This is a genomic window from Providencia sp. PROV004 (genome assembly GCF_011045615.1).
Classification (GTDB): Bacteria; Pseudomonadota; Gammaproteobacteria; order Enterobacterales; family Enterobacteriaceae; genus Providencia; species Providencia rettgeri.
The window spans coordinates 4,460,424-4,481,356 of the sequence record NZ_CP042859.1; the positions used below are offsets into that span (position 1 = coordinate 4,460,424).

Sequence of the window (20,933 nt, forward strand, 5' to 3'; positions counted from 1 at the left end):
GGTTTTCATGTATCCTTAATATACATCGACTAAAGTGCAGCTTTTATCGCTGCACTTTTTTCTATTAAATATTCTGCCCATTACATTGAAAATACTCAGGTATCTCTCTATATGATGGGCTATTAAATTATTAAGAACACATCTCTAAAGAGTTTGAATTATAGGTAACTGCATGCAGTCGACATCCACAACAATAAGTCGTAAACAAGCTTGGATTGAAAGTCTCCGCCCTAAAACCCTACCTTTAGGGGTGATTGCGATTGTGACAGGCTCTGCACTCGCTTATTTAACTAATAATTTTAAATGGCCCGTCGCTTTATTAGCACTCATCACGGCGGGTTTATTACAGATTTTATCTAACCTTGCGAATGACTATGGTGACGCAGTCAAAGGCTCTGATACAGCAGAACGTATTGGTCCATTACGTGGTATGCAAAAAGGTGTTATCACGCAAGCGGACATGAAAAAGGCGCTCAAGCTAAATATTACAGCGGCCTGCCTTTCTGGCTTACTATTAATTATTGTCGCATGTGAAAAGCCAGAGGATGCCATTGGTTTCGTCGCATTAGGCCTTATTGCTATCGTTGCTGCAATTACCTATACCGTTGGCAAAAAACCCTATGGGTACCTAGGGTTAGGGGATATTTCTGTCTTAATTTTCTTTGGCTGGCTAAGTGTTATTGGGACTTATTATTTACAAGCTAATAGTTTTAATATCATCACTGTCCTGCCCGCAACTGCCTGTGGGTTGCTCTCTGTCGCAGTACTGAATATCAATAATATGCGTGATATCGAAAATGATATTAAAGCAGGTAAAAACACCTTAGCGGTACGTTTAGGTCCCCAAGGGGCTCGGATTTATCACACCATTATTATTGTTGCGGCAATTTTATGTTTGGCATTTTTTAACCTAATTTACTTGCACGGGTGGAGTGGTTGGTTATTTTTATTAGCCGTACCGATGCTAATGAACCATTTACGCCGCGTTCTGAGTGACCCTACCCCAGAAGGCATGCGTCCTTTACTCGAAAATATGGTGAAAGCTGCACTCGTGACCAACGTTTTATTCTCCATTGGCGTTGTAATGAGCAAATAACAGTCACTATTTGTCGTTTTTTTGACTTTTTCCGCCTATTTTTAGGCGGCTAACTTTGCCAAGTACTGTTGAAAAGGGATATACTGGCTACCTCTTGCAGCAAAAAAGACCTAACTCCTATGAAATATGATACTTCCGAACTCTGCGATATTTACCAAGAAAGCGTTAATGTGGTAGAACCCCTTTTCTCCAACTTTGGTGGACGTACTTCATTTGGCGGTCAAATCATTACAGTTAAGTGCTTTGAAGATAATGGCCTACTGTATGATTTGCTGGAAGAAGACGGCACTGGGCGCATTCTACTGGTTGACGGTGGCGGGTCTGTCCGTAAGGCACTCATTGATGCTGAAATTGCAAGACTCGCCGTTGATAACCACTGGGAAGGCATTGTGGTTTATGGTGCCGTCCGTCAGGTGGATGCACTAATGGAGCTTGACCTCGGTATTCAAGCTATTGCGGCGATGCCTGCAGGTTGCCCAGATGAAGGCATCGGTGAAAGTGATATCCGCGTTAATTTCGGCGGCGTCACTTTCTTCTCAGGTGATTACCTTTATGCCGATAACACTGGCATTATTCTTTCTGAAGAGCCATTAATCCCGTCTGAGACCGACGATTTTATCGAAGATGACAATATCGACGCGTAATCCGTTAAAAATTCTATAAATAAGGGCTGCAAATTATTGCAGCCCTTATTTTTATACTCTAGAACATGGGGTGTGATGAAGATTTCTCTAAATAATTCGTGTTGTAGGTAGGCGGCAAAGTCGATAAAGACCCTAGGAACATACACAAGTATGTGACTAGGGCGAAGAGACGAAGCCAACACCCCTGCAATGTGAGGCATAACAAAGATTTCTCTAAATAATTCGTGTTGTAGGTAGGCGGCAAAGTCGATAAGACCCTAGGAGCATACACAAGTATGTGACTTGGGCGAAGAGACGAAGCCAACACCCCTACAACGCGAAGTATGACGAGAAATTACACTTCTTCCATCTTACCTAGCAGAGTCCGTAAACGCTCTTGCCAAGCTTGCTGCTCTTGTTTTAATTGTTCATTTTCACGCACCAGTGAATCCGTACCTGACTTTGCTGTTTCCAACTCTTGGCTTAGTGCACCATTTTTATCTTTTAATTCATCGATTTCCATTTGTAACAGTGTGATTGTATCAATCGCTTGTTGGACTTTGGATTCGAGTTTCTCAAATACTTCAAATGACATAATTCTGGTCTCCCTTATCAGCTTTTACACGATTGTAAGTAGCATGATCCTCTGTGTCCAGTTCCTTCCTTCTGAATCGTAATAACCTTCATAAAAAAACACTGGTCAGATCACATCACAAAGGTCGAATTCATCACTATTTTTGATTGTTTTGTTTCGCTTTAGTGATGCAACACACATTTTTCAATTTCGATATTTCTCGTTTATGTTCTTTAACGATAAATTCACAGTTAATGATTTTCGATTAGAAAATCTTAACTTAAAAAAACATTACAATATTTTTCATTTTCGTAGGATAGAAACATATGAGCCAAATGACGACTACATCACTCACAGGTCAGTGCATCTCAGAGTTTTTAGGGACTGCGCTACTGGTATTTTTTGGTCTAGGCTGTGTTGCTGCCGTTAGAATAGCTGGCGCACAACTAGGTTTATGGGAAATTAGTATTATCTGGGGCTTCGGCGTTGCTTTAGCCGTTTACCTAACAGCGGGTACTTCCGGTGCTCACTTAAACCCAGCCGTTACTCTCGCATTATGGCTATTTGCGTGTTTTGATAAACGCAAAGTCGTCCCTTATATCATCGCACAGATGCTAGGAGGCTTCTTTGCTGCCGCCTTAGTTTACTCAATGTATTCCCCTGTATTTTTCGATTACGACCAAGTCCACCATATCATTAGAGGCTCACAAGAAAGCTTATTCACTGCTGGTGTTTTCTCAACCTACCCTGCACCACAAATTAGTGTTCCTCATGCATTCTTTATTGAGGTCATTATTGCTGCCATTCTTGTTTGCTTAATACTCGCCCTAACCGATGATGGCAATGGTGTCCCTCGTGGCCCACTTGCTCCATTATTAATTGGTATTTTGATTGCCGTCATCGGCGGGTCATTTGGCGCACTCACAGGATTTGCACTCAACCCAGCTCGTGACTTCGGTCCAAAGGTTGTCGCTTATCTCGCTGGTTGGGGTGATATCGCTCTCACCGGTGGCCGCGATATTCCCTATTTTCTCGTCCCATTGACAGCACCTATTGTTGGTGGTCTGCTAGGCGCATTCGCCTATCGCAAACTAATTGGTCGCCACTTACCTTGCATGGTATGTGAAGAAGAGACCAAAACAGAAAAATTATCCGTTAAAAACACCAAATCCTCGGAACAGGCTTAAATTATGACAACTGAAACCACTATTGCGAAAAAGTATATTGTTGCACTCGACCAAGGCACAACCAGCTCACGTGCTGTTGTACTCGACCATGATGCAAATATTGTCAGTATTTCACAACGTGAATTCACCCAAATTTATCCTAAACCAGGCTGGGTAGAACACGACCCAATGGAAATATGGGCATCACAAAGCTCAACACTTGTGGAAGTTCTCGCTAAAGCAGATATTCGTACCGATGAAGTCGCTGGGATTGGGATCACTAACCAACGTGAAACTACCATCGTATGGGAAAAAGCCACTGGTAAGCCCGTTTATAATGCGATTGTGTGGCAATGTCGCCGCACTGCTGATTTTTGTACGCATTTAAAACAAAATGACCGTGATCTAGAGGAATACATTCGCCAAAATACCGGCCTGGTTGTTGACCCCTATTTCTCCGGTACCAAAGTAAAATGGATTTTAGATCATGTTGAAGGTGCACGTGAACGTGCCGAGAAAGGAGAATTACTATTTGGGACTGTCGATACTTGGCTCGTTTGGAAAATGACACAAGGGCGTGTTCATATCACCGACTACACCAATGCTTCCCGAACCATGTTGTTCAATATCCGCAACCTTGAGTGGGATGACAAAATCCTCAAAGCGCTGAATATTCCACGTGCAATGCTCCCAGAAGTGCGCCCTTCTTCGGAAGTCTACGGGCAAACCAACATTGGGGGGAAAGGCGGAACACGTATTCCAATTTCAGGGATGGCAGGAGACCAACAAGCCGCACTTTATGGTCAACTGTGTGTTAAATCAGGGATGGCAAAAAATACCTATGGCACTGGCTGTTTCCTACTGCTGAACACCGGCGAAACCGCTGTACGCTCAAATCACGGCCTACTGACGACCATCGCATGCGGCCCAAAAGGCGAAGTCAATTATGCCCTTGAAGGTGCAGTATTCGTCGGCGGTGCGTCTATTCAGTGGCTACGTGATGAATTGAAACTTATCGATGAAGCGACGGACTCTGAATATTTCGCCACTAAAGTAAAAGACAGTAATGGTGTGTATGTTGTTCCTGCCTTTACAGGTTTAGGTGCTCCTTATTGGGACCCGTATGCGCGCGGAGCAATCTTTGGCTTAACCCGTGGCGCAAACCGCAACCATATTATCCGCGCAACATTAGAATCTATCGCTTATCAAACCCGAGATGTGCTTGATGCCATGCAAGCAGACTCAGGCGAACGCTTAAAAGCACTGCGCGTTGATGGGGGCGCTGTCGCTAATAATTTCTTAATGCAATTCCAGTCCGATATTTTAGGCACCCCTGTTGAGCGCCCTGAAGTGCGAGAAAGTACTGCGTTGGGTGCAGCCTACCTTGCAGGTTTAGCGGTTGGTTTTTGGAGTAACCTTGATGAGTTACAAAGTAAAGCCACCATTGAGCGCGTATTCAAACCGGGTATTGAAACAACAGAACGTAATTTCAAATACGAAGGGTGGAAAAAAGCGGTTGCCCGTGCTCAAGAATGGGAAGATCGCGGTTAATTTTTAATTCAAAACAAATCGCTCAAAGGCAGCACTGAAGTGCTGCCTTTCTTTTTCATAAAACTAATTAACTAATAAATATAAAATCAATAATCAGATTAATAATAAATTAGAAGAACAATAAATATTTATTTAAAGTTATCTAGTAAGAGGAAAATTACCTATTGATATTTTAAGAAATAAATAAAGGATACGGTTATGGAAAACCGATACGAAGAACAAAATAAACCCATTTCATCCATTAAAAACCAATATGATAGCAATATTAAACAACAACCATTAAAAATTGGCTTATACGCAAATAAAGGTAGGGTCGTAGTTATTGATAATAACTCACCATTATTAAAAAACTTAAGCCTTGACCCTACGTTTTCAAAAGAGGGCAAAGCCGCTCATGAGCTATTTAGCTGGCTTATAAATAAGCCACGAATTATAGGAGAAACTAAAAAAAGCTACATTGCTAGCACGTTACCAGAGTCTCAATTTTCTGGTTTCAAGTTCCATTCCAAGCAAGGCATATTTGTAGAAAGCTTTAATTCACCCCATGAATGGATCGACGGAGAAGTTAGAGCACAGGCCCAGCTCGCTGATTTATTGCTGCCAAGTGGGGAATGGCATCGCCATTATAGTATCGTAGTCTTGCCCGAAAGTGCCAATGATAAACAAATCGAACTCATTCGCCATTGGTTGGAGCTCACTGGAGGTAGTTTATTGATAGTAAAAGATAAACAAAAAAAAATATCAGCTTCTACTCAACAATTAATTAATGAACTTCGCCCAGTAGAGCACATTGAGCTAGCCAGCAATACCTTAGAAAATCACAACTTCCAACAAGTTATTACCCTACCACCCCACACAATAAGCTCATTGAAGCTAACAGATGAATTACGAAAAAACAGTCAATATTTTTCAGTATCCATAAAAAACACCAATAATAACAATATATTATCCTTACATGACATCCCAATTACAGAAACATCATCTTGGCAAAAGATTGCCCATTCAATCGAAACCGATGTTAATAGAATGATGGTAGAACACCAGCTTCCTGCGGTTAAAATCAGCTATGAAAAGAATACCTTAAAACTTGTTGGGGAGAATATCATTTTTCGCCAATTTCAATTGAAACAAACAAAACAAGTAACCTCCCGATATAATGAGCAAAAGCAGATTCCTCAAATCCTACCTATTTTAGTAACAGAAAACCCGGATGAGCTGCCAAATCAGCTGGTCGTAGGCGCTATAACAGGAAAACTACCCAATATCCCTCATATTAAGGGTTACAAAATCCTTGAGCAGCCCAAATTTGGTCGATTAACGTTAAATAATATTACCAATGAGTGGCAATATATTGCCAATAACGCAAAATTTAAAACCCAGTCAGATCAGTTTGATTTTATCGCCATACTGCCTAATGGGCAGGAATCTCAGCCTATTTCAATTCAGCTACAGACCGAAAATGCACCACAACATCGTATTCCAGGGAAACGTACATTTTCCGTTCAAAATCCAATTTATCATGAACCTCAACGGCGTTATCACCCCACACCAAGCGATATGCAAATCCATAATATTCAACTAGCACAAACTCACCTGCAGAATATGACAGATAAGCATATGAGCTTAACGGCTAATCGCTGGGCATTATTGAATTTAGAAATAACAAGTATAAACGCAGCGAAATCCCCCGATATTGAGGCGATTATCAGTAATAAAGAAAGAAAAATATTAGGCCGAATAAGACTTACAGGGCCAGACCATTTACCTAAAATATTGACAGCACTTCCCCGCCAGCCCAATGTCTCCGCACAAGATTGGCATCAGCAACGCTTTACCGCCCCGCTAAAAGGTGAGTGGATACAACCGGATATCAACATCATTATCACTGTTAATGGCAAACCTATTATCACAGAGGAAACTAACCAGTATGGTGTATTTTCACCCAATGTCACCCTTGATAACCACTTAATTGTTCATGTTGATAGCCACAGTTTATACCAACAAGGGCATGGTGTTTATTCATCATCACCACTAAGTTGGGGAAAAGAAGCTGCAACAATCTTACCGATCGGGCAGTTCACACTGTATAGCTCTCCTGCCACAGTAAGTCACCCTAGCTTAACGCCATATATGACTGGCACCAATAATAACGCCATTCCGTTTATTCATCCTCATTATGATAACCCTAAAGAAATTGGCTATCATCCTAATGCTCAGGTCCATTGGGCTTACAATAATAGTCTGCTATATCAAAGAGCTAACAATGCTGATTCTGACTATCAATATACTGCGATTGAAATTTTTCCCTCAAGCTTCGATAACTTGTACTTGATATTAGGGCAATCCTTCCACAACCATGGAGGAGGAATTCATGAACCTAGCGTGATGTTCCATGAAGTTTTTGGTCATGGCCTTGACTTGCCGCATACCAATGCGCAAGATCATAATAATCAGCCAACATACCCTTACCACCCCGATGACCACGGTAAAAACCCAGCTTATAACCAATCTAGACAATATTACGTTACTTATCACTCTCCCCATACCTTTCCAAAACAAGCTACCCCGACGATGTTCCCTTATTTTGATTCTTTTAGGAGCGATGCCTATGATGCGTTTTTACCGCACGCAGATGCCTACAACCAAAAAATTCACCAATTTTTAAATGACAGAGTACGCTGGCAGACTAATAAAACGAAAGGGCTGGATATTGAAGATGGAGGATTTGCTGGGGATGGTTTTTATCAGCGCTGGGATCAAATCAGAAAACAATGGGTCATACTAACTCAACAGAATTACTCAAAATATTATCACCGGATACAAATTGAGCAATTTCCTCATCAACGCGATGTACCAATTTATTGGATACAACCCCAGTCGGCTAAAATGGCGGATAATACCCTTCACCCTTATAGTACGATCACCGTTAACCGTACGGTGGGGAGCTTACCTGCGAATTACCACAATCTAAAAACCGGGACTGGCCGCCAATTTTACATTTATCATAATTATGCTTTAACAGTAACTTATGCCACGCCAAATGGTTTATTAACCGAAGTCTTACAAATTCCACACGAAACGAGTTTTAATATTGCAGATAAAGGTGAATTGGTACAATTCACCATACATGAATTGAACCACAAAAAAGAGCTTGGACAGCTGACTTCCCGCTATAGTAACCCGAATTCTTTAGCTAATCGCCTATTAGCAAAAAGGGATGGATACACATTACCACCCCATCTACTTCTCGATAATTATTGGCAAGGTGCCCCTATCTTCTGGGCTGCAACAGAGGAAGGTGTCGTTGATTTCTCTACGGGTAAAATTAATATCGACAAAATTACATCAAAAAGCGCACTCTGCGCCAAATGGGTAGAAAATGGTCGCCTACACCAACAATACTTTTCATTATCAGATCCCTTTGGGCAAGACAGGCAAGTTGATACATCAATGAACTTTATTGCTCTTAATCACCTTAATACCTACAAAACTGGCTATTTATTGGAAAATACGATCCACCACCAAATGATAGAAACACCATTAATCGCAGATATAAATATTGAGCAGCAGATTGATATTAGTGATTTAAACTTATCTAATGGCCAACACTCTTTTTGGGTGACACTGGTGACAAGTAATGAGCAAAAACAAATCCAAGAAAAAGTACCTGTAGAGAGTTGGTATTTTTCAGTACAACAAAATCAATTAACCATAAAAGGAACGATAGACAGCACTCCTGGGTTAAAACTGGATGGAATACTTATTCATATTGACCAGCACTTGCAAGACCATGTTGCACCGAAGTTGATTTGGCTTCAACAAAACAATCAAAACCCAACCGGACAATTAGCAGAAAATATTGAGTTTCTAGATTACAACCGACCAGTAGTATTTAATTCAGGAAGTGTTTTGCCAGAACTCATATCATCAATACCAGAAGAAGAACCTAGTTCCTTTTATTCACCGACAATGTCAATTCCACAGCACAAGCAAGCTGATATACTGCTAAGTGCGTAATCTGAAAGTCAGGCTGTGTTTTACAGCCTGACTTTCTCACAATTAAACCATACGCTCTGAATGATTCATACGTTTTGCTAAAGGCAACCAACACAATAATATGAGCGTTGACATTAAAAACATCAGTAACCCAAGGCTAAACTGCCCGTTCTGCGGTAATAATGCCGAAACCCAAGTGGCAACACCTGAACCTATATTTTGCAAGCCACCCACTAATGCTCCTGCCGCCCCTGCTAAATAAGGGAAGGGCTCCATCGCACCTGTCGTTGCTAAGGGAAATAACATCCCCGCACCAAAGAAAAATACCGCTGCAGGTACTAACAGTGTCCAGGTATTCATAATCCCAAACCAACCTGGAATCCACATCATAAAGCCTGCCAATAGACAAATAAGAACGGAGTGCCACATCAAATTATAAAAGGTTTTTCCTTCTCGCCCCGCATACCAAGCACCAAAGAAAGCAGCAGGAATAGGCAATATAAATAAAATACTCACAGTAATACTATTGAGCCCTAAAACACCGCCCATTAATACACCACTACTGGCTTCAAATACGGCTATCCCAGCTAACGCGCCGACTAACATGGATAAATAAGATAGAAATGAACCGCTTGATAATAATTCCCGATATGACGCAATCATTTTATGTTTTTCAGGTGAAACAGGACGCGTTTCGGGTAACCAACGATACATGCTTAATAATACAGAAGCACCTAGGATAAACAGGAAAATATAACAAGCATGCCACCCCCAGAAATGCGCCAATATTCCACCGAACATTGGGGCTAATAATGGGCTCACTAATATACCCATATTTAATAAACTATTTGCATAACGTAAGGCAGTGCCTTTATACAGATCACGAGGCATGGTTCTTGCCATCACACCTGCAACACCCGTTCCGAGGCCCTGCAACCCACTCGCTATAGTGAGTATATTTAATGTTGGCGCAAAAATCGCCACAATCGTTGAAAATAAGAAAATCGTTAAACCCGTTAAAATAACAGGTCTGCGACCAATTCGGTCAGATAACGGCCCATAAACTAACTGTGAAAAACCATAAGAAAATAAATAAGCCGCCATTACTTGTTGAACGGCACCTGAAGGCTCATTAAAATAAGTGGCAATTTCAGCAATGACAGGAACATAAATAGTTTGTGTCATTTGACCGACCGCTGCCAATGCAATTAGCATTAATAGCAAATTAAAGTGTTCCAGCTTTCTCATTTTTCTCTCAGATACATCCAATAATTCAAATACACCCTATTTTCAGACACAAAATAACGCTGCATTATCTCAATGTAATAACGCAAAATTATTTAGGTGCTTAATTATCAATATAAAATACCGCTCCACGCTTTGATGTCATTTTAAATAAGCTTTTGTGTCATTTAAAATAAATGGCAAATAGTGCGTTTCGCTTGAGTGTGACTAAGATAACAAAAGCCGTCATCTTTTCGTAGTAGTGCGACATTTTATGTTTTTCATTAATGGCAGTAATATTCGCCAGTATTGTCAACATAACTGTACATTAAAATTCAAAAAACACTCATTTCAAGAATAAATCACTGGAACACGTTATCGATAAGCATAAATAGTGAACTGTTTTAGTATTAAATCCTAGTGAACCGTGCTTTGAGTTATTCGAATTATATATTTGTCATTTTTAGCCGGTGGATATTTGAATTATAAAGAGGTGGAATGTATGGCTAATTGGGTAACAGGAACAGTGACTGAAGCCAAATTTTGGACCGACTCATTATTCAGCCTTGTTATCAAGGCCCCGATTAAACCCTTTACAGCAGGGCAATACGCAAAACTTGGACTAGAAATCGAGGGAGAACGTGTTCAACGAGCTTACTCTTATGTGAATGCGCCAAGCGATGACCGGCTCGAATTCTATTTTGTCATTGTACCAGGGGGCAAACTTAGCCCAAAACTCGCTAAACTAAAACCTAATGATACGTTACAAATTACGGATGAAGCGACGGGGTTCTTTGTTTTAGATGAAATCCCACCATGTAAAAACCTGTGGATGCTTTCAACAGGGACTGCTATTGGGCCTTTTTTGTCTATCCTACAGGAAGGTAAAGATCTGGAGCGCTTCGAGAAAATCGTTTTACTCCACGCTGTCCGTTATGAGAAAGATTTAAGCTATTTACCCTTAATGAAAACATTAGAACAACAATACCAAGGGAAATTGAAAATAGTTACCGTTGTCAGCCGTGAACATTGTGCAAATTCACTACATGGCCGTGTTCCTGCGTTAATTGAATGCCACACTCTCGAAGATGCGGTTGGCCTAACGCTTTCACCTGAGACCTGCCATGTTATGTTATGCGGAAACCCCGAAATGGTGAGGGACACTCGCGATACATTAAAAAATAGTCATCAAATGGTTAAACATTTGCGCCGTAAACCCGGCCATATATCTAGTGAGCAATATTGGTAATGCAATGCACTACCCTGAAGCATTTTCAGGGTAGTATTCACTCTATGTGGTATTCGCGCATATGGTATCGACGCTATAGATAATCTACCGTTTCTGTTTCTTCACCATAGCGGTTAACACCCTCCATTCCCAGAAAAGCGCCGCAATCTATCACCATAATCATCGTAATAAATAAGGGTAAGAAACGCCCTATACCCCATTGCCACACAGGTTCAAATTGACTGACATCGATTGAAAAGAGAGCAAATGCCAATAAAATTAGCGCAAACCACCCTCCCGATTTACCACGATCATGTAAACGCTTCACAAAGATAGCGGCCAAAGGGTAAAGTAGTAAAATAAATAACGATATAGCAAGCGTTTCAGAGAATAGCAGTACATTTTGTAACAGGGCAACTGCCGTCATTAAAATAAAAATGACCGCAATACCTACCCAAAATGGCCGGCGACCGATACGGCCTTTGAAGGAAAAAGCCCATTGTTGTAATGTCATTACCTATTATCCTGATACAATGTGGAAAACTAAAAATGAGTGGTTCAAAAATGACCCAAATTTTATTTCGTTCTGTATACGCCATCATAACCATTTTTGTACTTAGTGCGCCACAACTGGCTATCGCTCAAAAAGTACCCACTTTGCCTGATACCGATTTCAAAGTCGCCTACTTAGCCCCAGATGCCCCTTCTTTTGAACTCACCATTCCAAAATTACGCAATCAATTCAATCAGGCTAATAAAGATTTATATCTCCATGAATATAAAGTTATTGCTAGCCAAGATATCTCCGCGCCCTATATTCGCGCAGCGTCTCGTATTAACCAACAGATATACTCCTCAGCAGTGTTAGAGCGCGGTAGTGAAAAAATTAAAAGTTTACAAATTACATTACTGCCATCAGATGACCCACAAGAAACCCAAAAAAATCGGCAGTTAATGGAAAACTATACTATTGCAATGATCCATATATTTGCCCCGGAAGTTTCATTGGACAACGCCCCTGCACTTACAGAAGCTTTAAATAAATTTATTGCCAATAATAATGCGACTCACGCTGAAGAAGCGCGATTAGGGGCTTTAAGATATATTTTAGTAAAAAGTGACAATAATGTGCTTACTTTTGCTGTTGAACCGATTAAGCTAGAACAACAAACACCCTAAACTGACTATGATCACGCTCTAAGAACAAGCATGATGAAAAGCAAAGCTATTATTATCTATTGTTCTTATAATGCGGAAGGTGAATGGCGACAACATTGTCACGTTGCGCGTGTAACATAAGCGTGTGATGAATAACTTATTGATTAATCATTAAAACTCTCTGGTTGGAGGAAATAACATGCGACATCCATTGGTAATGGGTAACTGGAAACTGAACGGCAGCACACAGATGGTCAATGACCTCGTCGCTGGCTTGCGTAATGAACTAAGCAGCGTTGATGGCTGTGATGTAGCTATTGCACCACCTGCAATTTACTTAACTCAAGCTAAACACGCGTTAGCAGGTAGCCGTATTGCGTTAGGTGCACAAAACGTTGACGTTAACCTATCAGGTGCATTTACAGGTGAAACCTCTGCTGAAATGTTAAAAGATGTTGGCGCCAAATACATCATTATCGGCCATTCAGAGCGTCGTACTTATCACAACGAAAGTGATGAATTTGTCGCTAAGAAATTTGCTGTATTAAAAGAGCAAGGCCTGATCCCAGTACTGTGTATTGGTGAAACTGAAGCTGAAAACGAAGCAGGCAAAACCGAAGAAGTATGCGCTCGTCAAATTGATGCCGTATTGAATTCTTTAGGTGCAGAAGCTTTCCAAGGTGCCGTTATCGCCTATGAGCCAATCTGGGCAATCGGTACTGGTAAGTCTGCAACACCAGCGCAAGCACAAGCAATCCATAAATTTATTCGTACTCATATTGCGAAGAAAGACGCTGCTATTGCCGAACAAGTTATCATCCAGTACGGCGGTTCTGTTAATGCTAGCAACGCGGCTGAGCTATTCACCCAACCAGATATCGATGGTGCCTTAGTGGGTGGGGCTTCTCTGAAAGCTGACGCTTTTGCTGTTATTGTTAAAGCAGCCGCTGAAGCGAAAAAAAACAAGTAAGGTTATTTTAATACCTTGAGATTAACCGCCAAATATTGGCGGTTTTTTGTTTTATTTTTTTAATTAATGCCTCTATTAGTAATAATAGTCAATGTCTAAAATTTTATCCTCCCATGATTCCAGACCATATAAATAATTATAATTTAATTTTTAATAAAACAATAAGCAATTAATTAAATTTAAAATCAATTAACAAACAAATGATTAAAAATCTCAAAGAAAAGTATTAATAAAAATATAAGTTTATTCCCAAATAAATAAAAACAACCATAATAACAGTAGGATATAGATTATTAGCACTTTGCTTTATATATACTATCCATCATTTATTAAATAATAACGGTAGACAACCTATAAAAGTTAATACACATTTATCTCGCTAATCGCTCAACTAGATAATTAACATTAATAACTTTTACCCTGAAGGATAAATATGAAATATATAGTTAGTTTAATCTATAGCATCATAATTATATTCCCTACAATTTGTTTCTCTGAATTAAATAATGACTCTTGGCGAGTTAATACCAATATCTATTTGGAAATAGAAGAATACCAAGGTCAACGTGATTCATTTAAAAATAAAGTCTACGATAAAATCAGCACAGTTGGGCAATTAAAGTTATACAACCCTAAATCTGACTGGCGCTTCACCCTAGATCATCGTGAATCCTTAAGGAATCATGGCCGTAATTTCACAACTTCACGGGATTCTTACATTCGAAACCGTACACAAATTGATGCTATCAAAAAAATTCTCAACACTCCAAAATCAAACTTAGAACTTGGTTTTCGTTACAGAAAAGAGTCAAACGATGTCGAACCCAACGCCAAAGCGCGCTCATCGAATCGCTTATATGGCTTAACCCCAGCCGGTGAGTACCGCTTCAACGATGATTGGTCTTTTAATTTTTGGCTTTCTTATTTTTATTACAGTAATTATTTCAATGACAGTAGCCATGAAGCAGAAACCGAATATGGCGTGACCTATAAATACTCAGATGCACTAAAAGCAAAACTCACTGTTTATATTGATAACCAATGGGATAAAAATTTCAGTACCCGCTTTTTACAATCACAAGTTCGCGCTTACTTACCCATTACCATTAAGCCTAACTGGAAAATTACACCATATGTACGTTATTTCTTACAAGAAAATACCTATGACAAAAATAATTATTTAACACAGGAAATTAAAAATGGCTTCCGCATTGGCTCCCGCGTGGAATACAAAGCTACACCATCCCTGACTTTATGGAGTGAACTCGCCTACGAGCCTTCAACATGGAGATCACCAAAAAAGAATGGGATCACGTCAGGGTATGATAATAAACAAACGCTATACCTCGGTAAAATTGGCGTAAAATACCAATGGTAACCTTTAATTTGCCATCAACTTATTTCTCATAAAAAAACAAGCCATATGAAATATCATATGGCTTATATATTTTAAATTACAAAATCATTTAAATATAAGAATAAAATATTTCGAAAAGTAAATAATTAGTGAAAACATTAACTTTTTACGCTCCACTGTCGATTTAAATATCATTTAATTATAATTTATACTTACGTCACATAACAAAATAATATCAAACTGAAATTATTCTAGATTAGAATCAATTATTCTCAAAAATTTACTATTTAATATCAATTAGATAAATAAAAACCATCTCAACATTTATTTGCACTCTATTCCTCTTACTCTAAAAGAGAGAATACTACCAACTGTGAGCACTCTCACATCATAAATATATTCAGCCACTTATTATTTTTCGAAAAATAACCTAGAGAAAATAAAAATGAAGAAATTCACTTTACTTAGTGCTTGTATTTTCAGTGCATTTTCAATGGCTAACCCAATAACACAAGCCCAATTGAATGAATTATGGCAAGACAAACAAAAGTCTGCTCAAGAAATAGTGGATAATATGTCCGAGGCTGAGAAAATTGGTCAGCTCTTCATGTTAGATTTCAGATATTGGAATAAAGACAGCCATGGAGAACCCGCCCCTTTTCTCGTTATGAATGATGAAGTTTCTAAGGTTATCAATCAGTACCATCTCGGTTCAGTGATCCTATTTAGAGAAAATCTGATTGATACACCACAAACTGTGGAGTTAATTAATAAACTTCAATCTTCCCGCAGTAACCTTCCATTATTTATTGGCACCGACCAAGAAGGGGGCTATGTCACCCGCTTACGCGTAGGTACCGAAATGCCTGGTAATATGGCACTAGGCGCAACACGTAACCCAGCCCTTGCAGAGCTAACAGGGATGATCCACGGATATGAGCTATCCAGTCTTGGTTTTAATATCAATTTTGGCCCAGTTGTTGATGTTAATAACAATCAAAATAACCCAGTGATAGGGGTACGTTCATACTCAGATGATAAAAATTTAGTTGGAACTCTGGCCACCAGCTATATTCAAGGTATTCATAAATATAATTTATTGACGTCACTTAAGCATTTCCCCGGTCACGGAAATGTTTCTGCTGACTCTCATGTTGATTTACCCGTTGTTAATTCTGACGCAAAAACATGGCGAGATACTGAACTCGTCCCATTCAAATACGCGTTATCTCATGGTGCTGATGCCGTCATGACCGCACATATTATTGTACCAGCACTGGATGACCATAAAATCACCACACTTGCAGGTAAACAAGTTGGCACCCCAGCGACGCTTTCCAAACCTATTTTGCATGATATTTTACGTGATGAGCTCAACTATGACGGCTTGATAGTGACAGATGCCATGGATATGGGGGCTATTGCAGACAATTTCGATATTAATTGGGCGGTAGAAACCTCGTTACTTGCTGGCTCAGATATTATTCTTATGCCAATCAAAATGTGGGACTCCCAAGCGGTTTCTCGTTTAGATAACATGTACCGCTATTTAGAAACACAAGCAGAAAAAAATCCAGAACTGAAGAAACGTATTGATGAATCCGCAAAACGTGTGGTGCTGAAAAAGCTTCAGCAAGAAATTACGGCACAACCTGTAGACTTAGTGAAAGCGGAACAAGTCGTCGCATCAAAAGGTCATAAAGATATTGAAAATATGGTTTCTGAACAGGCTATCACATTAATTAAGAATGAGAATGTACTGCCTTATCAATTAAAACCACTCAATCGAATTTTCACTATTTCTGATGAAAAGCCACGTAATTCTTTAATTCAAAAACAGTTAAATGATATCGCACAAGAAACGGGAGTTGCGATTATTACGGGCGAAAGTGTCGTTAAATTAAATGAAAACACACTAACTCAAGATGAAGCAAAAAAACTGGTGCAAAACCAAGATTTGGTATTACTGACGACCTATAATTTAAAGGATACGCCAACGAATGCTCAGCGTATCATTGATGCTGCAAACCAGCTTAAAACCCCGATTGTTGTCATCTCTTCACGTAACCCCTATGACATTGCATACCTAAACAATGTAAGCGCAAATATTGCCATCTATGGTATCACTGGATTTGATATCACCAATAATAACCGCAATTCGTTAGAAACCAATATTCGTAGCGGGTTACGGACATTATTTGCCAACACTCATGGCCAGCCGCTAAACCCACCTCAAGGGGTGCTACCCGTTAATATCAAAAAACCACAAGGTAACAAAGTCCTGTTCCCTTATGGTCATGGCGAAACCTATTCAACAATCAATTAATTACACAGCCTATTAATTATTACCACTGATTCCGCCTTTATACCTCCACGGTATAAAGGCCAGATACTAACGCCTTGAATAAAGGTATAAAAAAATAAAATACACATAAAAATTAAAGGGTTAAAATGAAAACTTCACTGAATGGTTTACTTTTTGTTACGCTCACAGGATTGGCAACATCCGTTTTCGCAGCCGATCAAGTCAATAATGATTACTGGCGCGTTTCTTCCAACGTCTATATGGAACTCGAAAAATTTGAAGGGCATCATAATACCAGCGGTCGTAAGGTCTACGACAAAACCACGATGGTTGGGCAGCTATTTTTAGTGAATCCTGAATCAAAATGGAGCTTTTTTCTGGAACATAAGGAATCATTAAGAAGCTACAACCATAATTTTTCAACATCCAAAGACTCTTTTATTCGTAATCGTACACAAATTGGTGCTACTCGGAAAATGTATGCCAGCGAGATTGGCCAGTTCAATTTAAATGTCACCTACCGCAAAGAATCCAATGACTCCGCACCAGGTACACAAGCGCGCCCATCGAATACGATGTTTTGGTTAATGCCTAGCGGGACATACAATTTCAATGATAAGTGGGCGTTTAACTTTTGGGATGCAGTTTATCACTACGACAATTTCCACGCCCCCAACAGTTATGAGTGGGAATCCGAGCACGGGCTTGTTTACAAGGTCAATGATTCCGCAACCGCCAAAGTCTATCTATACACCGATTGGACATGGGATAAAGACTTTAATAAGACATGGGAACAAAACCAAATTCGCGGTTATTTTCCTATCACGTTAAACCAGGATTGGAGCGTAATGCCTTATTTTCGCTATTATTTAAATGAACATAACTACGATAGCAACAAACGTACAACTCAGAAAGTTAAAGACGGCTACCGTGTCGGGACACAGGTTTTTTATAACTTAACACCAAAACTAACGCTATGGGGCGGCTTCGCAGTTGAACCTAGTACTTGGGAAAACCCAAAAAATGCAGGTATCACCTCTGGTGGCAATAACCGTCAAACATTTTATCTTGGCCAGTTAGGTGTCAAATACCAGTGGCAATAAATTAACCTCATTCCTAGTCTGCCCCTCACAGGCTAGGAATAATACCCCATTTTAATCCTGTTTTTATTATCCCCGCCCTTAACTATCATTACTCAAAATATTTATTACACCTAAGATAATACTCTAAATAGTTCAAATTGTAGGTAGGCGGCAAACAAACGAGACCCTAGGAGCATACACCAGTATGTGACTAGGGCGAGTGCGTGCAGCCAACACCCCTACAAATTGAAATATGACGAGTATTAGCGTTGAATGATTTCGTCGAACACCCCTCCATTCGCAAAATGGGTTGCTTGCGCGGCTTGCCAGCCGCCAAAGCTGTCATCAACCGTCAGCAGTTTTAGTTCAGGAAACTGTTGTTGATATTTTTTGGCCACTTCGCTATTTCGTGGGCGATAGTAGTTTTTAGCTGCAATTTCCTGCCCTTGCGCAGAATAGAGGTGCTCTAGATAAGCTTCTGCAACCGCCCTGCGGTCACGTTTATCGACGGTTTTATCGACAACAGCGACGGTTGGCTCAGCGAGAATCGAAATACTTGGCGTCACAATTTCAAACTGCCCGCTTTCCCCTAACTCATTGATGGCTAATAACGCTTCATTTTCCCAAGCAATTAATACATCGCCAATACCACGTTCAACAAAGCTATTGGTTGCGCCACGAGCCCCTGAATCGAGGACTTCCACATTTTGATACAGCTGTTTAACAAACTGCTTCGCTTTTTCAGAGTCTTGCTGGTTTTTATCTAATGCATATCCCCATGCTGCTAGATAATTCCAACGAGCTCCACCAGAGGTTTTCGGGTTGGGAGTCACCACAGAGACATCTTTGCGGACTAAATCATCCCAATCTTTGATGTTTTTCGGGTTATCTTTACGAACTAGAAAGACGATAGTCGATGTATAAGGAGCTGAGTTATCGGGAAGTTTTTCTATCCAGTTTTTATCTATACGACCACTTTGTGCAATAGCATCAACATCATAGGCTAAAGCTAACGTCACAACATCAGCTTCTAACCCATTCACCACTGATATAGCTTGCTTACCTGAGCCACCATGAGACTGGCGAACAGTGACGGTATCCCCCGTTTTCTTTTGCCAATAATCACTAAATTCCTGATTATATTGCTGATAAAACTCACGAGTCGGATCATAAGACACATTCAACAATTGAATGTTTTTCGCCCATGTCCCTGTCGCTAACAGCAATAGCAATGCTGTCGTGAATTGTGATTTTTTTACCTGCCATGAACGTATCATTTGCCTTCCCTCATTAAATTTGCGATAAGGAGAGGCTGACAGATAGCATCAATTACGGGAAATAATTAAAAAGAAAAACTTATAAGAATGAGGAATATATGAACAGAGTATTATCTGGAATACAGGATCAAACCTGCATAGCGGGAAATCACTATGCAGGAGAGATTTGCAATTATAGAGGGATTAGTACAGCTTCTTCGCCGTATCAAACCAATCCTTCTTAAAGACGCGCTTCATATTCATAACCGCATCAATAATGTCATGATGGACTAATTTTTCATTTTGAATACCCACACAGCGCCCGCCGTAGCCTTCCAACAGAAGTTGAATAGAATAAGCCCCCATGCGTGATGCTAAAATACGGTCATAAGCAACCGGAGAACCACCACGTTGGATATGGCCTAGAACCGTTGCACGGGTTTCGTGGTGTGTTTCCTGCTCAATATATTTCGCTAATTCACCCACATCACAAACGTGTTCGGTAATAGCAACAATCGCATGGCGTTTGCCTTTTTCAATACCACGTTTGATTTCTGATAATAGTTCTTCGCGGTCAAAAGCCATTTCCTGCTCAGGTAACACTAAGAACTCACAGCCCCCAGCAATCGCAGCAGATAGCGTTAAATCACCACAGTAACGTCCCATCACTTCAACAATAGAAATACGTTTATGGGACGTAGAGGTATCACGAAGGCGGTCAATAGCCTCAACAACCGTTTCAAGTGCAGTGAAATAACCGATGGTATAGTCTGTGCCAGCAACGTCATTATCAATCGTTCCCGGTAATCCAATACATGGGAAACCAGCTTCCGTCAGTGCTTTAGCCCCCAAATAAGAACCGTCACCACCAATAACAACTAATGCGTCAATATGATTTTTCTTCAGATTATCGAATGCGACAGCACGCACTTTTTCATCACGGAATTGTGGAAAACGAGCTGAGCCTAAGAAGGTACCACCACGGTTAATCATATCTGACACGCTATACCGGTCTAATTGCTTCATGCGGTTTTCATATAGGCCAAGGTACCCGTCAAAAATACCCATGACTTCTAAACCTTCACCTAATGCCGCGCGAACCACACCGCGGATCGCTGCATTCATGCCTGGCGCGTCACCACCACTCGTTAAAACCCCAATTCTTTTAATCTGCTTGACCATGATGACCTCTGATTAATGAACATAAAATTGCAAATCGATAAAACCGTTACGCTGCTAATCTTTTTAACGCTAATTACGCTGGCTTACTAGTGCTGAATTGATTCACCTAGCATCATAATACGGCAAAGAGTGAATTATGCATCTGCTTTCCATCAAGCTTTTATG

Annotated in this window: 16 protein-coding genes; 11 read left to right on the forward strand and 5 right to left on the reverse strand. The window is 40.1% G+C overall.

The window, feature by feature from the left end; all coding sequences use genetic code 11:
* Positions 1–172: 172 nt before the first annotated feature.
* On the forward strand, positions 173–1,096 hold the full coding sequence (locus FVA69_RS20685) for a 1,4-dihydroxy-2-naphthoate polyprenyltransferase (protein ID WP_004907041.1): 924 nt from the start codon (positions 173–175) through the stop codon (positions 1,094–1,096).
* Positions 1,097–1,215: 119 nt separating this feature from the next.
* Positions 1,216–1,740, forward strand: coding sequence for a ribonuclease E activity regulator RraA (gene rraA, locus FVA69_RS20690; RefSeq protein ID WP_109912966.1), 525 nt, complete (start codon positions 1,216–1,218; stop codon positions 1,738–1,740).
* Between the two features lie 334 nt (positions 1,741–2,074).
* Here rraA and zapB read toward each other — a convergent pair whose 3' ends face one another.
* Positions 2,075–2,314, reverse strand: a complete 240-nt coding sequence (gene zapB / locus FVA69_RS20695; RefSeq protein WP_004265299.1) for a cell division protein ZapB — start codon at positions 2,312–2,314, stop codon at positions 2,075–2,077.
* A gap of 305 nt (positions 2,315–2,619) precedes the next feature.
* Here zapB and FVA69_RS20700 point away from each other — a divergent pair, with 305 nt between their 5' ends.
* From FVA69_RS20700 to FVA69_RS20710, 3 genes are all read left to right on the forward strand, one after another.
* Positions 2,620–3,480, forward strand: coding sequence for an MIP/aquaporin family protein (locus FVA69_RS20700; protein ID WP_004265297.1), 861 nt, complete (start codon positions 2,620–2,622; stop codon positions 3,478–3,480).
* 3 nt (positions 3,481–3,483) lie between these two features.
* On the forward strand, positions 3,484–5,010 hold the full coding sequence (gene glpK, locus FVA69_RS20705; RefSeq protein WP_164529268.1) for a glycerol kinase GlpK: 1,527 nt from the start codon (positions 3,484–3,486) through the stop codon (positions 5,008–5,010).
* 198 nt (positions 5,011–5,208) lie between these two features.
* Positions 5,209–9,027, forward strand: coding sequence for a hypothetical protein (locus tag FVA69_RS20710; RefSeq protein ID WP_164529269.1), 3,819 nt, complete (start codon positions 5,209–5,211; stop codon positions 9,025–9,027).
* Between the two features lie 42 nt (positions 9,028–9,069).
* Here FVA69_RS20710 and emrD read toward each other — a convergent pair whose 3' ends face one another.
* Positions 9,070–10,254: a multidrug efflux MFS transporter EmrD gene (gene emrD, locus FVA69_RS20715; protein ID WP_004907030.1), complete on the reverse strand. Its 1,185-nt coding sequence runs from the start codon at positions 10,252–10,254 to the stop codon at positions 9,070–9,072.
* 478 nt (positions 10,255–10,732) lie between these two features.
* Here emrD and fpr point away from each other — a divergent pair, with 478 nt between their 5' ends.
* Positions 10,733–11,479 (forward strand): ferredoxin--NADP(+) reductase, encoded by a 747-nt coding sequence (gene fpr / locus FVA69_RS20720; RefSeq protein ID WP_164529270.1) that lies wholly within the window; start codon positions 10,733–10,735, stop codon positions 11,477–11,479.
* A gap of 73 nt (positions 11,480–11,552) precedes the next feature.
* On the opposite strand, the gene FVA69_RS20725 is transcribed toward fpr, so the two are convergent.
* On the reverse strand, positions 11,553–11,972 hold the full coding sequence (locus tag FVA69_RS20725; RefSeq protein WP_004907027.1) for a DUF805 domain-containing protein: 420 nt from the start codon (positions 11,970–11,972) through the stop codon (positions 11,553–11,555).
* A gap of 35 nt (positions 11,973–12,007) precedes the next feature.
* On the opposite strand from FVA69_RS20725, the gene FVA69_RS20730 reads away from it, so the two are divergent.
* From FVA69_RS20730 to FVA69_RS20750, 5 genes are all read left to right on the forward strand, one after another.
* Positions 12,008–12,637 carry a DUF1454 family protein gene (locus FVA69_RS20730; RefSeq protein WP_181937089.1) on the forward strand — a complete coding sequence of 210 codons (630 nt, stop codon included), beginning with the start codon at positions 12,008–12,010 and terminating at the stop codon, positions 12,635–12,637.
* A 178-nt stretch (positions 12,638–12,815) separates the two neighbouring features.
* Complete coding sequence (tpiA, locus tag FVA69_RS20735; RefSeq protein ID WP_004907024.1) at positions 12,816–13,586, forward strand: triose-phosphate isomerase; 771 nt, start codon at positions 12,816–12,818, stop codon at positions 13,584–13,586.
* Positions 13,587–14,019: 433 nt separating this feature from the next.
* Entirely contained in the window at positions 14,020–14,964 is a 945-nt protein-coding gene (locus FVA69_RS20740; RefSeq protein WP_164529271.1) for an OmpG family monomeric porin, read from the forward strand.
* 424 nt (positions 14,965–15,388) lie between these two features.
* On the forward strand, positions 15,389–17,269 hold the full coding sequence (locus tag FVA69_RS20745) for a glycoside hydrolase family 3 protein (RefSeq protein WP_110731556.1): 1,881 nt from the start codon (positions 15,389–15,391) through the stop codon (positions 17,267–17,269).
* Between the two features lie 125 nt (positions 17,270–17,394).
* Positions 17,395–18,351, forward strand: coding sequence for an OmpG family monomeric porin (locus FVA69_RS20750; RefSeq protein ID WP_004907017.1), 957 nt, complete (start codon positions 17,395–17,397; stop codon positions 18,349–18,351).
* A 242-nt stretch (positions 18,352–18,593) separates the two neighbouring features.
* Here the strand turns inward: FVA69_RS20750 and FVA69_RS20755 are convergent, their stop codons facing one another.
* Both FVA69_RS20755 and pfkA read right to left on the reverse strand, forming a co-directional pair.
* Positions 18,594–19,604, reverse strand: coding sequence for a sulfate ABC transporter substrate-binding protein (locus FVA69_RS20755; RefSeq protein ID WP_375372761.1), 1,011 nt, complete (start codon positions 19,602–19,604; stop codon positions 18,594–18,596).
* A 186-nt stretch (positions 19,605–19,790) separates the two neighbouring features.
* Complete coding sequence (gene pfkA, locus FVA69_RS20760) at positions 19,791–20,768, reverse strand: 6-phosphofructokinase (protein WP_004265237.1); 978 nt, start codon at positions 20,766–20,768, stop codon at positions 19,791–19,793.
* Positions 20,769–20,933 lie beyond the last annotated feature (165 nt).